This window comes from Pedobacter sp. 10L46_2 (assembly GCF_056395165.1).
This window is the reverse complement of sequence record NZ_JBFTIZ010000093.1, coordinates 1-16,148: the sequence shown is the minus strand read 5'-3', so window position 1 is coordinate 16,148 and position 16,148 is coordinate 1. Positions and strand designations below refer to the sequence as shown.

Here is a 16,148-nt window from a genome sequence, read left to right as displayed (position 1 = left end):
TTTCTCAAGAGCTATTTCAGCAGATTTTTCAATAGATGTGTGCATACCATCGCTATCAATAAATACTTTATCACCTAATTTCAACACACTTCCATCATCTGAGCGCAATGCGAACGAATAAATACCCGTTTCTTCTGCATAAAAGTAACCTTTATGACGGGTAGCAAAACTTTCCGCAGTTTTTGCTACAGGAATTTCAATTGCAGCGCTAATGCCTTCGTTGGTAAGATCTTTTTCGTCTATAGCGTTTACAGTCTTATAAAAGCGCGGATAATATGAAAACTTTAATCCCTTTGCTGGTGATGATAACTGTACAGGCTTAATATAATCCTGATGTACATAATTAATGGTATAAATATCCCCTCTGTTACCATTTGGTCTAAAACCTGCCACTTTAAATTCCACCGGCTTAGTTATGGTCAAATCTCCATTAAAAATTTTCGACTGCAAAGTAGGCAAGGTACCATCAGTAGTATACCTTATTGTTAAACCTGCAAGTGACTTATTTATATGTAATGTGCCCTTATCAACAAATACACTCTGGGTAGTAAATCCATCCAGGTCTGGAAGCCGATAATTTATATTCATAGCATCCAGCAATGAAAAGTGCTTCTGTACACGATTTTCAAAATTATTCCATTTTCCGCAGCGTGTTTAGGTGCTGTAGGCACCCATGTTCTCCAATACATCATTGTAGCTGTTGGCGATACACCTCCATCAAGAATTTCGTCCCAACCGATTAGCTTTTTACCTTTACTGTTAAAAAACCGCTCCATTCTCCGCACAAAATAGCTTTGCAGCTCATCCACACTTTTAAGTCCTTCCTTCTTCATCAGCGCTTCACATTCAAGCACATTTTTCCAGCTGCTTTTTTCAACTTCATCGGCACCCAGATGGATATATTTGCTTGGAAATAATGCAGCAATCTCAGTAAATACATTTTCGGCAAATTCAAAAGTTGTTTCTTTACATGGGCACAATGGCTCAGAGAAGTCCTTTGCCTGTCCACCTTTGCCATGAGAAGTTAGCCAGGGCATAAGGTTTGTTGCAGCCATCATATGTCCCGGCATATCAATTTCAGGTATAATCTCTATTCCTTTAGAATCAGCATACGCAATTAGCCCACGCATTTCATCTTGAGTATAAAAACCTCCGTACATCTTCTTACCATCAATCATTTTGAAATGTTTTTCAGGAATAGCATAATCAGGATTTGTTTTAGCAAGTGCAATACAACTCGAATCCTGACCATTCATCTCTCGCCACGCGCCTTTTGATGTTAGTTCAGGGTATTTTTTGATTTCGATTCTCCAACCCTGATCATCTGTTAAATGCAAATGAAACTTATTGAATTTATAGTAAGACATTCTATCTATCATTGTTCGCAGATAAGCAAGATCAAAGAAATGACGGGAAACATCCAAATGAATACCTCTCCACGAGAAATGTGGCGCATCTTCAATTTTTACACAAGGAATAGCGATTGCGCTCAGCAATGATTTTTGTAAAACCTGCTTGCGGCGTAATATCGCAGTTCCCATCAACTGTGAGTTTCACAGGTTGTGGTATAATAGCATAACCTGCCTTTTCTTGCTGTGCGAATGTTGTAAGCACACAAAGAAACAAAACTAAGGTGATCTTAAGTTTCAAAGTAATAAAGTTATTCATAAAATGTCTGGTAATCTATTTAGCTAAGTATTCTGATCCTTGCACTACACCTCTGCGTTCAATTTCCTTATCAATATATGTTTGAATTGCAGATTTATTTAACCCCCAGTTAGGTGCTATTAACAAATCCCAATCTGATATCCCAAATAATCTTTGAATAACAATATCGGGCCTCAATAACGGAATTAATTTACAAAGCAGATCGGTATATTCTTCTAGCGAGAACAGCTTAAAGGGTTCCTTTTTATATTTTACTCCCATAATTGATCCTTCTACTATGTGAAGGTGATGGAATTTTACAAATTTGATTTGAGGGAACCGGTTAATCTCATGGATGTAACCCAGCATCATTTCTTCTGTTTCCCAAGGGAAGCCAAAAATAGTATGTACACAAAGGTCAAGCTTACTGTTTTCAAGTAATTTAACGGCCTCAACAAACTCGCCATGACTACATCCTCTATTGATCTGATTAAGCGTTTCGTCGTATATAGACTCCATGCCCATTTCCAAATCCACATCAAATCGATCAGCATAGCTTTCAAGTAAAGCAACCTTTTCTGCATCAATACAATCAGGGCGGGTACCCACAGAAAAGCCTACAACATCTTCTGTATTTATAGATAGTGCTTCATCGTACATCATTTTTAAATAATGTACAGGAGCATAAGTATTCGTATTAGGCTGGAAATAAACAATAAACTTATCGGCTTTATAAAAACCCTTACCTCTTTCCATACCCTGCTCTAATTGTTCGCGTATGGTTGGCAGCTTTCTGGAAAGCTCAGGGGTAAAAGAGTCTACATTACAGTAGGTACATCCTCCATAACCTTTACTCCCATCGCGGTTAGGACAAGTAAATCCACCATCAACTATTACTTTAAACACACGTTGCCCATTGTATTTCTCTTTGAGGTGTGTTCCGTAATTTCTATATCCTTTTATTCCTTGATCCAGTAAAGTTCCCAATTGCTTTTTTCTTGCAAAAATACAGCTTTTAATTTATTTCTGACAAAGAATGATTGTTAACCGCCAGGTAGTTGCTATCAGACCAGAAATTAAGCACTTTTTAACTCTTTAATTTTTTTAATGGGCCAGAGAGTAAAAACTATCGACAATGTACCGGCCAGGGCACCCAAAAGAATAGAAAGCAATTTCCCATTAAAACTATAATCTTTAGGGATACTAAGTTGGACCGCCAACATACAAAACAAAATAACAGATGAGGTAGTTACGCCGTTAATACCTGCCATTTTAAACATAAATTTATTCTTAGTAAAATTATCAGGCAGCACAAATCCTGCTTTACCCTCTTCAGAAAGTGCTATTGTTTTTTTTAAAATATCGAAAGTGATTATAAATGGAAGCAACAATGCCATAGGATACAATACTCACCTTCAAATAAGTGAACCGCATTGAGATTTTTAAAGCTAAAATACGGGATAATAGTGTTAGCGATAACGTTGGGAATAAAGTAAAGCGGCAGGTTCCGCAGAACAAGCCTTTTCAATACCATGCCATCACTTTTTAAATCTTTAAGCATAACTTACCATCAACTCTTGCTGTAATAGTTCCAGCGCTTTATTTTTAATTGCTATTGCCTCACTTTCAGGTAAAAAAGCATCATTTGAGCAAAATGTGAAATCCATTTCTCCTTTAAAAGTACTTACAACTATGGTATTGGGATTTCGCCATGGGAAACCGACCGATGGACTATATATAGCTTCCACTTCAAAGGAATCGTAGTTTTCAGGAATTCCCAGTCTGCCCATATTTGAAAAAGTTACATCATGACTACCTTCAGTGGTCAATAAATACTTCACCATCTTCTTTACCGAGCCATGGAAATATTCACTCATGATCAATAGTTCATGAACATTCATAGCAGCAATTTTTGTATTCAGGTCTTCCTTTACTTTCTTTGCTTTTTCCCAAAAACCGGCAAGCTTATCATCAACCGATAGTTCGGCAATGGGTGCAAAAGCAAACATGGTATCCCCTTTTATTTCGCTGATAAATCGCCTCACATCAACCGGACAGATTACCTTACCACGAGCCTTACTCCCTTTAACAGATTGAAATGCTTTTAATAAAATAACACACAAAGCAGAATACACACTTACACCTGCTGTTTTACATTCAATAGCAAGTGCTGCCGTTTTCTCTGCATCCAGTCGCCAATGCAAAAAATAGTTCTGCCCCTCAGGCTTTTTACTTTTTGTAGATTTAAAAAGAAAAAACAACCTTGCAACTACTGAAAAAAACTTCGCTTTTAAAACCTTCCCTTTACTGACTTTAAATGATTGAGAAAGTAATCCTTCCATAGAATTAAATGGCAGGTAGCTGGATAGCTCCTTTTCCGGTTCATCCAGTACTTCTAATATCTCACTCATCAAAGCGACAAAAGTAGTACCGTCACAAATACAATGCGGACAAACTAGAATCAGATCCGAAACTTCGGCATCCTTAAGCCATACAACTCTTGCCAATGGCGCACTCTTTCCATCAAAAAGTTTTCTCCATTCAGCTTTAGATTGTGCTTTCCAATCGTCATCACTAACCCTTTCCCCAATTCTAACCGGAATTTCAGAAAGCTTATTACTCGAAACAAAATAAGGAACCCCCGCAGCATCTTCCTTTATACTTGCTCGCAATAAAGGATGTTTTTGCTGCACTTTATGTAATGCATTACGTAATCTTTCAAGCGTAAAACTCCCTCGAATAGTAATTGCAAATACACAATTTAAAGGAGTAGAAGCATCCACATACATGATTCTTTCTCCCATGATCAGCCGTCTTCTCATAGCTCATTAAGTATTTCCATCATTTTTTCTTTAATAGCCTGCGCTTCATTATACGGGATAAACCCTTCGCTGGCAATAAATGTAAAATCCATTTGCCCAAGATAGGTTGAGGTTACAAGTGTTGTCGTATTCCCCAACGGACCTATTACAGAGGGGCTAAAAATGGTTTCCACAGCAAAATTTTTATACAGATAAGGAATATCTACTCTGCCCAGATTAGAAAACATGCAATCGTTACTGGACTTACCATACTTTAGAAAATTAGTAAAGTTATTTAATGATGAATGCGACTCTTCCATCATCATAATCGTTTCATACGGATCTAACTTTGTGGTTTTCTTGTCAATATCTTCCTGCATTCTTTTAGCGTCAGCAAAAAAGCCGAGGTCTTTATCTGCAGAAACCACCAGCATCAAACCAAACGCAAAAATGTTATCTCTCTTAATTTTTGGGGCAAACCTGCGAATATCAACAGGGAGTGAGATTTTGTTATGAAAGTTTTCTTTTCGAACTTCCTTAAATGCATTTAATACTGCCACACATAGTGCTGTATTAACCGTAACTCCTTCCGTTTTACACTTATGGATTAACCGGTCGCTTAATTCCTTTTCAAGCTTCCAGTGAATCATATAATCACGCTTTCTTTCAATCAATTTCTTTTTAACGGGAATCAGCCATAAAAACAGGGTTGCTACACCTCCAATTAATTTGGCTTTAATGATCTTCTTCTTGTTATTAAGAACTGAAACCGGTATAATATCTTCAATCCTTAAAATCGGATCTTCCTTACCTATCTCTATTGAGCCATCATCTAGTAATAGTAAAAGTTCAGCCAAAATTGCCATAGCCGAGCCCCCGTCACAAAGGCAATGATGGATAACCATTATAAATTCAGAAAACTCCTCACCTTTTATCCACACCAGCCTCATTAAAGGCCCTGATCTGGTATCAAACAAGGTCGACCACTCATTCATTGACTCTGTTTTCCAGTCGTCATCAGTAGTCCGGGCTACAATCCTTAAAGGAATTTGAAGTTCAATTTTTTCACTAACCACAAACCAGGGCCTCGATTTCTGGTCATCCATTACAAAAGCATTCAAAAATGGGTGTTTTTCCTGAAGCCTCCGCAATGCATAGCGCAAGTTCTCTATTTCAAAACTCCCTTTTAACTTTATAGGGATCACGGCATTAAAGGGCGCTTCCCCATTTCCATGAAGCATTCTTTCGGCAAATAGAAGCTTTCTTTTCATACAAATTCTTCTAATAACTGTACTGCTTTATCATTTCCACCGGCAGCAATAAATGTTTCTTTAATTCTCAAAGAGGCGTTTCTGTATACCGGATTTTCAAGCAACTCAAATACTGCCCTCTTCATATCCTCGATGCGTAACCGCTTATAGCGGATCTTGATCCCACAACCGGCATTTTCGATAAGTTTAGCGGTATGAAAATGATCATAGGCAATTGGAGTGATCAACATTGGCAATCCATTAATGAAGGTATCGTTAACGGTATTAAAACCACCATGACAAATCACAGCATCCATTTTTGGCATCAGCTCAGCCTGTGGTACAAAACCATTAACAATAAAATTATCAGGCCATTGCTCAAAAATATCTGGATTGGTGGCTGCCACTATAGTTACCGGGGCATCTGCAAAAGCTTCGATCAACTTACCAAAAAACTCTTTTCTTATGTCAACCAGCAAAGTTCCTAACGAAACAAATACTTTAGGAGTAGTTGTTTTTTCTAACCTCTCCCAATCAAAGTCAGCATGATTTGGCCGACCTTTAACAGGCCCAACAAATTTCATATGAGGCATGGAGTCCTGAGCTCCGGCAAACTCTTCAGAAGTAAAAACGATGTTCATTTTATGTGAGTGAATTACAATCTCTTCACCATACACACCAAATTCCCGCTGTAATCCTTTAATCAGGTTTTCCTGCCATTCAAATATTTTAGGTGCGCTGTTCGCCGTATCTCCCATCACATCCGGTGGCACCGGTGTAGTCGTAACACAAGGAATTCCTTTAATGTAAGCACATAATGCCCCCGCAAAAGTGATGCAATCGTTAATAATTACATCTGGCTTCCATTCATCAACATACCTACCCAGGCCTTTCATCATAATGCGGGCAATAGGAACGTAAGTTTCTTCAAGTGCCAGTTTCATTACCTCAGGTCCAGAACAAGCCGGGCCATCATCCTGTCTCTTTAATATTTTTTGAAGTTCTTCCTGATGTTCAACCAAATCATCATGCGGATAGATGTACTCACCACCCTCAGGAATATGAGAATCCGAAAGCGGTATAACACCAAGCCATTTCACCTCATGACCTTTAGCGATAAGACTGGCTCCTACACTTAACGTTGGGCTTATATGACCAAAAAAAGGTGGCACAACGAACAAAAACTTTGACATAATTCTCTTTTAATTATTTAATACCTCAACATATCTTACCGCGCTTAACTGTACAAGCAAATCAGCAGCAGTTTCCGTCCCTCCAGCCTCTTCAAAAGACAAGCTCATCTGTCGTGCTGCCTTACCGAAAGATTCATTATTTAAAATTTCCTCAACAGCTTCCTTAAGATGTTTTGATTTGAACCGATTGAAATTTAACCTCAACCCGGCACCCACTCTGACCACCCTTCCGGCAACGTGCGACTGGTCGTACGCAATAGGCACAACTACCATTGGCAAACCATTAGTTAAAGTTTCACATACTGTATTATGACCTCCGTGACAAACAACTGCATCGAGATAAGGTAGCAGCTCCAGCTGTGGAACATTGCGCTGAACGATAAAATTCCCGGGCCATTCATCAAATAACGAAGGTTCAGAAACAACCACAACAGTTAAAGGTTCTTCAGCAAAAGCTTCAATCACCTTAGCAAAAAAACTCTTCTTATGTTCGTGATCAAACGTAGTTCCTATACTTACCAATATTTTTGGTTGCGGGGTCCTCCGTTCCAATCCTTCCCAATCAAAAGGCGTTTGCCCTTCTCGCTTATGGATAACAGGACCTACAAACTGATAATTAGAAGGCAATTCCATTTCACCAAAAAAAGCTTTAGATGTCAACACCATTGTTAACAGGTCCGAGCAGGCAATAGCATTTTCACTTTCAACACCCAAATCCTTTTGAAGTGCCACAATTTGGTTTACCTCCCATTCATGGATCTTAGGTAGTTCATCCATCACCTTAATTGCAGCCGGTGCAGTAACAGAAGTTGCATAAGGAATATTTCTATTAACTGCAGCAATAGCTCCGGCAAACATCTGATGATCTGTAATTATCAGATCTGGCTTAAACTTATCCAACAAACCCACAATACCTTCGTAACTGTGTTTGTTCAAAGGGATCAAAACTTCCTCGTAAAGGAATTTGATGCTATCGATACCATAAACGATCTTCTTTGTAATGATGTCAAGATATTTCTCGCTGTCCTGTTTTTGCTGATCATTTTCATCATACTCAATAAGCAGTAACTGCCCCCCTTTAGGGAGGCGCAAAGCCAAAGATTTATCCAGACTAATCCAGGCCACTTCGTGACCGCGATGCAATAAAACAGCACCAATACTTAATGTTGGGTTAATATGCCCTGTTAAAGGCGGAACTATGAATACCAATTTAGCCATTGTTAAAAAATGTTTCCATGATATTTCCAATACTTACCGGCTCCTGAATAGGAATATTATGGTCGCCGTTAACCTCAAGCAATGCTGCTCCTCTTATCTTATTTTTCAATTTCTTACCCGCTCCCAGGCAATTTGAATTTGCACCATATAGCAGTAAAGTATCTTGCTGTATATCCGAAATCTCAGCAGCGCTAAAAAACTCCTTCTCAAGAATCATATCACTCTTTATACTGGTTTCGTGAAAAAGATACTCGTACATACGGTGGTTACGTTCCATCTGTCGCTTTCCCATTTTCACCTTCGTGGTATCTGTAAAATTGGTTACATAATGCTCCAGAAACTCCCTGCTGTAATCATCTATAATATCTCTCGTTTTATCATCATTAGGATCTGGGGCTTCTATAACAGCAAGTTTTTTTATCTTTCGGGGAAAGCGCGCAGCCATTTTTAAAGCAATAAGTCCCCCAAAACTATATCCGGCCAGGTGCACCTTATCAATCCCCAAACTATCCAGTAAATTCACCAGATCATCGGTCATACTATTAAGGTCGTAGCCATTTTCTATTCTTTCACTTAAGCCATGGCTTTTAAGATCATACATAACCACATGAAAGTGTTTCGCTAAAATGGGCGCAATATTAAAATAGTAAATAGAAAGGTTGCTAAACATCCCGTGAACAAGCAGCACCGTTTCCGCAGCCCCTTTATTCAGTTCCTGTATATGCACTCCTCTGTTATTTACTTCTATTATTGGCATTCTTCTATGTAGTTTACAATCGTTCCTAAATTCAGATTGATAAGCTGATCAAGATCCATGTTAGACAACCATCCTGTAAAGTCTATCTGCTCACCAAAGTGTGCCTTAATTTTTTCAGAAAAGGATACAATTTCAATACTATCCATCTCAAGGTCTTTAGTGAAAGAGCTTTCCATCGTGATATCCATTTCTTCCACAAACTCTTCTCCTATCACCTCTGTAATAAATTGTTTCATAAGATCAAAGATCTCGTTGCTGTTCAGTTTTGCTGTCGATACTACTGCGTCCATCCGATTATATAATTTTTATGTTTTATTGTTTTTATGAATATGTCGTGAATCCTTAATTCTTCTCCTCTGATCTCCTGTATAGTATATGCTTTTGGATTTCCCTGCAGGCCTTTCCCGAGGTATTTCCCGTAAGCCTCCTTTGCCACCCAAAAACGGGTTGCCCATTCCGCTTTGTCTTTATCTGCTAGCAGTACCTTCTCTTCCTCAGAGAAAACGAGATCAGCAAACCCTTCACTTCGCTCCTCAATCCGTTCAATGTCAATACCAACAGATCTATCGTATTGTGCAATTCCAACAGCATCAGTCCCTTTATGGGCAATAGAAACATGTATATCCTCAGTCATATTGCCATATGGGTAGGGCTTTCTGAATTCGTCTGATCTGATTTCAAAAGCAATCGGAAAGTAGGCTTCTTGTTTAGTCTTCTTCAGTAAATTTCGAACAGCATCTTTTACTGCAACTCTACTGATCATCCATTCTTTTCGCTTATTTGGCAATAATGAATTATGATGTTTTTTCTCATCCTGATTGAAATAGCGTTTTAAAATAAAGTCCCACGAAACCACCCTGCTGTAAGCGTTGTGAAACATGAACACTCCCGGGGCAATCTCTTCTGAAAGTCTGTTATTTAATGGCGACATAGAAACGCTCCACAACGCATCATCAATTTCAAGTCTTCTGTTTTGCCAGCCTGATATTACCGCCCAGATCTTATTATCCCGCTTCATCACAAAATCTGCGGTAGCAAATTCATCATTCAACTCCGTGAGCACACAAGTACATTCAAAACTTCCTTTCTGATCTTTAAAATCACCAAAGAACTCTATTTCCTGTATTTTAACAGGGAAAGCGATGCGATCTTTTGTAAGTGTAAGCTGCAGCCATAAACCAAACAGCTGTCCGGCATTATCTAAAAGAGAACCCTTGCCAGTATCACCTTCAATGATACCGGTAATGCCTTTTTCACCAACAGCAATTAATTTCTTTATACCCTGATAGCCGGGTCCATGAAACATATGTCCATCATATATCTGCTCAGTTGTTCTGTCGATGTTCAAAATCTTACCCACATCAAAACTCCTCAAAGGAGCATCAGCAAGATTAGCGGCCAGCAATACTTCTGCATTTGCAAAGCGCTCCAGATTCAGATATACCAACTGGTGATCTTTCCACTCGCCTGTAACTGTTTCTACAAATGGTTTTGCAACATTCATCCATTGGAACACCTTTATGTTCATGATCTTTTGCACCTGCTCTTCGGGCGACTGATCAACTGCAATTTCAGCGAACAGTTCAAAAATCATTGTCATTGGAATTACGGGATCCATATCATCTAGACAGTGCCATCCTTTGGGTTGTCTGAGCAATGAATGGTCTACCAGATACGGACAGTTTTCTAAACTAACATCCAGCTTTTTAGAAAATGGAACCCTCCGACCAGAGGCCCTCATAACCGGAGCGGGGGCGTTTGCAGTTTGATTAGCAGGAACTCCATTCTTAAATAACTGAAGTAATTCCGATTGAATATCAATCATCTCCTCAACATTCTCATTAAAAGCCTTCATTAGAGGATGTGAGGCAGCAGAGTCCTCCAGAACTGCCTCCCTCCGATATGCAGTCTTTTCTTGTTTTTGCGCCAGTGCTTTAATGCCTGCAATATTATTAATTATGGGTAAGCCAAGCTGAAGCACAATACCTTTTCTGGCAGCTACTTTTTTCTTATCATACCCCATGAATTGCATTCCGGCTTCCTTACCCTCAACAAACAATGCCGCTAGTACACGTTGCAACTGGGCAATACCAGAACGGATTGGTACGTTTGACGATACCGCACTATAATTTTTACCGCGTAAAGTATCATCAATAAAACCAATCAAACCACCCGATCCGATCTGCACAAACACCCTTGCACCTTCATTATAAAGTCGCTCAGTAAGTTCACGAAAGCGAACAGGCTTTATCAGGTGTTCTACACTTAACTGTCTTATTGCTTCAAAACCTTCCGGATAAAGCTCCAAAGTAGTTGCCGACCATAATGGGAACTTCGTTTTTCTAAACTGCATATCCTTCATGCCTTCCAGCATAACGTCCAGTTTATCTGCCACAAAAGGAGAATGGAATCCAGACTGAAAAGGAAGTATCTGATGAAAGATTTGCTTGGTCCTTAATATTGGCACCAGCTCATCAAGAGCCGTATTACTTCCGCAAAGAATAACCTGTTGCGGGCAATTATCATTTGAAAGATATAGTTGATCTATGTTTTCGATAATAGGCTGCAGCTTATCAATTCCACATCCTACGGCAATAAATTTGGAATCCTTTAACTCAAATGTTTCCGGGTTGAGGTAGTTAAGCAATTGCATTACCGATGATTCTTCTGCCAGCTCAGAAGATCTTGCCGCGAGCCATTCCCCTAAGCTATGTCCTGCATTCATATCAGGCAGTACACCTAATTGCTTAATGGCCGTATCAAGAATGCTGCTTTTCTCCAGAATTTTCAAAGCTTCATCTAATAAACCACCAGCTGTCGATACCTCCTTATGTGCAATATTGAAATGCTCAGCAACACTAAGTACCTCTCCACCTGCCAAACCATCAAGGCCTGGAAACACAAAAGCTACTTTCCCACCCTTGCTTAAAAGAGGCTCATTATTATACCATATATCTTGTTTATTGCGCCATGGAATATTTTTCCCCGCAATTTTAAGCGCTTTCTTTATTCGCTCGGGAGTTGGATCAAACACCGCAATGCGATATTTGCCTTCACCAGGATCTTTGTCATTGGTTTCCAAAGCATCCAACAAAGCTTCGTGGCTGTGGCGCGCTATTAACAATACCTGATCTGTCTGTGTACTCTTTAAAACAGAAGCAGGCTCCGGCTTATTAGCTTCATAACCTTCAAGTACCACATGTGCATTTATGCCTCCAAAACCAAAGGCATTTACACCCGCAATCCTTGGTAAACCTGAAGTTTCCCAATTCTGCGCATCTTGCACAGCACTAAATCTCGTTTCTTTTAATTGCGCTAGAGGAACATCACAATGCAATGTCGGCGGAATAATACCATGATACAATGCTAATGATGTCTTTATCAGTCCTGCAATACCCGAAGCAGGCATGGCATGACCGATATTAGATTTTACCGTTCCAATACCTGCCTTTGGCAATGAATTATCACTACCAAAAAATTGCAATAAAGTCTCTATCTCAGTTTTATCACCCAATGGCGTACCGGTACCATGAGCTTCAATGTATCCTATATCTTTTAAATCAACACCAGCATTTTCCCAGGCCTGGGCAATCGCTTTGATTTGTCCTTTTACCGAAGGGCTCATTACACTCGTGCCACTTCCATCACTACTAACACCAATACCTTTTAATACGGAATAAATTCTGTCGCCATCAGCAATTGCATCTTCAAGGCATTTTAACACTACAAACCCACAACCTTCTCCAATAAGTAATCCGTCGGCTCCCTCATCAAAAGGAGCAATCTTTCCTTTTCTGGATAAAGCACCCAGTTGAGTAAAAATACTCCAGAACGCAGCATTCTGGCCAACATGAACACCCCCTGCAATAACCATATTACAACGCTTACTATTCAACTCCTGCACCGCATGATCAATGGCAATAAGAGAGCTCGCACAGGCCGCATCTAAAGTATAAGCCACCCCGCCAAGATTTAACCTGTTGGCAACTAAAGAAGCCACAAGATTAGGAATAAGCCCCATTGCAGTATCAGCGCCAAAACGACCTTTACGAACCTGAAACTCTTTCTTTACCTTATCTATTTCTTCTTCACCCAAATGAGGTAAAAGATCTTTTAAAACACTGGCAATCTGCTCGCCTGTTCTCACTATTTCTATGGCGCGGGTAGCTCCCGGCCCGGCATAATTCCCTTTACCGATAATGATGCCCGTTTTATCAAGCGAAACATTCTTTTCAAACACCCCTGCATCTTCCAATGCTTTCTGAACCAGGTTAAGTGTTAACAAATGATCAGGTTCTGTACCTTCAACAGCTAATGGTAATATCCCAAAACCGGCAGGATCAAACTCCACTTCAGGGATAAAACCTCCACGGTTACAATAAAAACGATCGACTCCAGCAGAACCCTTTTCAAAATGTACCTGATCAATTCTATTGGCAGGAACAATCTGTGTAGAATCTACCTTGTTAATTATATTTTGCCAGAATGTCTCCACATCACCCGCACCGGGAAAAATGCAAGACATTCCTACTACAGCTACATCCGTTTTTTTCATAACGTCCCCTGGCTACCAGTTACTTCCTGCCATGATGAGTACCTGACTCTCATTTCCGTATTTAACTTCATTTACAAAGGTTTCCATACCATCCTGCAAGGGTATCATCGAAATTCCTCTGCGTTCATATTCTTTTTCCAGCGTAGACGAAACCATTCCCGCGCCTTTCCAGGGCCCCCAGTTTATCGCCATCACCTTACCATTTATCTTGGCTTTTAATGCCCAGGCGTACCTGTCCATTACGCTATTTGCTGCCGCATAATCTGTTTGTCCACGGTTTCCGTAAACCGAAGCTATGCTCGAGAAGAAGATTACGAATTGCGTTTCTGGTCTTAGCTGCTCTGCAAGCACACGTAAAGGAGTTACCTTGGTTTCAAAAACCCGTCTAAAAGATTCCACCGTTTTACCATGGAACAATTTATCCTCCAGCAAGCCTGCGCCATGAACCACCCCATCTATCCTTCCGTATTCTTCATAAACCTGACCAATAAATTTGCTTAAGCCTTCTTCGTCACGCAGATCAAGTGATGCATATGATACTATAGACCCTTCTGATTCAAGTGAGCCGATAGTTTCCAGAATCTGGTTGTTTTTATAGATTTTGTTTGTTTCCTGCTCTATTTCTAACGGTTTTTTAAGATTACCCTGTTTGATTAGATAAGCTCTGATCTCTTCTTTGGTTTTCATAAAAGTAAACTGGTCCAATCCATTGGCTCTGGGATCAGGAGAACGGCCAACTAAAATATATCTGCAAGGATAATCCTTTGCAAAATGTGTCATCAGCTTAGCGGTAATACCCTGGGCTCCGCCAAGAACCAGCACCACCGCTTCTTTATCCAGCTGAATATGGGAATCAGCCAATCCGGTTACCAGCTGCGAAGGAATAAGCTCAAGCGTTTGTCTGTTAATGCCATCATATATAACCTCAGAAGGCTCATCCGGATTCAGGATCTCATTCAAGGTGATTTTAGCAATTTCTGATGCTGCAGATTTTGTGGTTAAACTTACAACCCTGCATTTGGTATTTTCATATTCCTTATCTAAACTTTTAAACAAGCCTGAGTATCCCTGAAAGTGCCTTAACATGGCCGCATCAGATTCATTATCCATATAACCCTTGGTATCCGAAATTAGATATACCCATTTCATCTCCTCAAAATCCAGCTCCTTTATCATTGCAATATTGTCAATAATGGTAGCCTTATCTGGCGTACTGAACATGTTCAGCATGATCAAACCTTTATAACCTTTTAAACTATCTTTAGCAGAAACAACATCTACAATTGCTCCCTGAGCCTCAAATAGTTCTTTAATGGCCATGGCCTGCAAACCAGCATCGTCAGTTACCGCAAAACGAACTCCTTTTAATGATGAGGTATCTTTATTTAAAAGTTCCGAAGGGGTAAGCTCAAACCGAAGTCTTGACAATGACTCACCATAATTATCATTTACTGCGCTCTCTTCAATAATCTTTTTAGCCTCAGCAACGGTTTCGGTACCTTCAGATTCTATCTCCGAAATCCAATTTACCAGACCATTAAGCGTCTTAATCGCAGCAAGTTTTTCCATTAGATCATCGCCACTTTCCTCACCTTTACTAAAACCGATCTTTACCTTCAACTCGCCAATAATTTCCATGCGTTTAATTGAATCTATACTTAGATCCGCTTCGAGATCAAGATCCATCCCCAGCATATCCTGCGGATAACCGGTCTTATCACTTACAACTGAAAGAATTGCAGATTTAATATCTGCAAGCGTAAATTTCACACCAGTCACTTCCTCTGTAACCGGAACAGCCGAAGCAGTATTTTCATTGATCCAGTTTACCAAACCACTTAATGTTTTAATACCTGCAAGCTGCTCCATAAAAGCATCTTCATTTTTATCTGCATTACTAAAACCACCCAGTTCAGTGCGCAAGGAACCTATAATCTCCATACGTTTAATAGAATCAATACTTAAATCAGCCTCTAAGTCCATTTCCATCCCAAGCATCTCCTGAGGGTAACCAGTTTTATCACTTACAATACTCATTAAAACCGCTTTAACATCAACTTTTAATGCTACAGGTTTTACAACGGTCGCCACTGGCTGAATCTCGGACACAGGTTGCCTGGTTGCAATCTGTACCGATGGCGCTGATTGCGTTACAACCGGTGCAGGAACATACATTTGCTGAGGCATTTGCATATTTGGCGATTGCTGAGCTAAAAACGTTAACATCACATCACGTTGTGCCTGAATCATCATTTTCATACTGTTCAGGTATTCCTGCATCATTTGTTCTGCCCCATTCGATGGGTTATTTATATATTCTGTTTTCACTTCTGTTCCTTTTAGTTTAAGTGGTTGCATTATCGGCAAAGCCCCGTTTGCAGGTAGTTTCCCTACCGATGGAATTGCATGCTGCCCATTTACATACCAAACTGTTTTACTCTTCTTGTACTGCTCTGGTTCATCCAGGTTTAAATGCCTGCCATTACGGCCTTCAAACAATTTCTCCAATTTAACATCACGCCCTGTGGCTATGTAAGTCGCAATTGTACAAAGCAAATGTGTTATCTTATTGTGGCTATTGTCCTCTGCATAAAGTAGCAACTCATCTCTGCCTAAGCATGCTTTCGCTAGAGCTGTTAATACTTTTCCAGGTCCAACTTCAATAAAGATTCTTGCTCCGTCCTGGTACCATCTGTTTACCTGTTCTACAAATTTCACAGGTTTTCA

General features: G+C 39.8%; 12 protein-coding genes. All 12 read right to left on the bottom strand.

The window, feature by feature from the left end:
- On the bottom strand, positions 1-588 hold a 588-nt coding region (locus tag AC1DDX_RS12290), incomplete at its 3' end, for a chitobiase/beta-hexosaminidase C-terminal domain-containing protein (protein WP_477622093.1).
- Complete coding sequence (locus AC1DDX_RS12285; RefSeq protein ID WP_477622092.1) at positions 585-1,541, bottom strand: beta-N-acetylhexosaminidase; 957 nt, start codon at positions 1,539-1,541, stop codon at positions 585-587. The genes AC1DDX_RS12285 and AC1DDX_RS12290, both read right to left, overlap by 4 nt.
- A 142-nt stretch (positions 1,542-1,683) precedes the next feature.
- A complete protein-coding gene (gene mnmL / locus AC1DDX_RS12280) occupies positions 1,684-2,634 on the bottom strand; it encodes a tRNA modification radical SAM protein MnmL/YtqA (protein ID WP_172661123.1) in 951 nt (316 codons plus the stop codon).
- An 89-nt stretch (positions 2,635-2,723) separates the two neighbouring features.
- Positions 2,724-3,044 carry a hypothetical protein gene (locus AC1DDX_RS12275; protein ID WP_477622091.1) on the bottom strand — a complete coding sequence of 107 codons (321 nt, stop codon included), beginning with the start codon at positions 3,042-3,044 and terminating at the stop codon, positions 2,724-2,726.
- Between the two features lie 156 nt (positions 3,045-3,200).
- Complete coding sequence (locus AC1DDX_RS12270; protein WP_477612064.1) at positions 3,201-4,469, bottom strand: condensation domain-containing protein; 1,269 nt, start codon at positions 4,467-4,469, stop codon at positions 3,201-3,203.
- Positions 4,466-5,719: a condensation domain-containing protein gene (locus AC1DDX_RS12265; RefSeq protein WP_288882690.1), complete on the bottom strand. Its 1,254-nt coding sequence runs from the start codon at positions 5,717-5,719 to the stop codon at positions 4,466-4,468. Before AC1DDX_RS12265 ends, AC1DDX_RS12270 begins: the two co-directional genes overlap by 4 nt.
- Positions 5,716-6,891, bottom strand: a complete 1,176-nt coding sequence (locus AC1DDX_RS12260) for a glycosyltransferase (RefSeq protein WP_337717398.1) — start codon at positions 6,889-6,891, stop codon at positions 5,716-5,718. Before AC1DDX_RS12260 ends, AC1DDX_RS12265 begins: the two co-directional genes overlap by 4 nt.
- 9 nt (positions 6,892-6,900) lie before the next feature.
- A complete protein-coding gene (locus tag AC1DDX_RS12255) occupies positions 6,901-8,109 on the bottom strand; it encodes a glycosyltransferase (RefSeq protein ID WP_337717396.1) in 1,209 nt (402 codons plus the stop codon).
- Entirely contained in the window at positions 8,102-8,866 is a 765-nt protein-coding gene (locus AC1DDX_RS12250; RefSeq protein ID WP_172661127.1) for an alpha/beta fold hydrolase, read from the bottom strand. The genes AC1DDX_RS12255 and AC1DDX_RS12250 overlap by 8 nt, the downstream gene beginning before the upstream one ends.
- A complete protein-coding gene (locus tag AC1DDX_RS12245; RefSeq protein WP_048907178.1) occupies positions 8,857-9,156 on the bottom strand; it encodes an acyl carrier protein in 300 nt (99 codons plus the stop codon). The genes AC1DDX_RS12250 and AC1DDX_RS12245 overlap by 10 nt, the downstream gene beginning before the upstream one ends.
- A complete protein-coding gene (locus AC1DDX_RS12240) occupies positions 9,144-13,421 on the bottom strand; it encodes a type I polyketide synthase (RefSeq protein ID WP_337717394.1) in 4,278 nt (1,425 codons plus the stop codon). The genes AC1DDX_RS12245 and AC1DDX_RS12240 overlap by 13 nt, the downstream gene beginning before the upstream one ends.
- 12 nt (positions 13,422-13,433) lie before the next feature.
- Entirely contained in the window at positions 13,434-16,139 is a 2,706-nt protein-coding gene (locus AC1DDX_RS12235; protein ID WP_477622090.1) for an SDR family NAD(P)-dependent oxidoreductase, read from the bottom strand.
- Positions 16,140-16,148 lie beyond the last annotated feature (9 nt).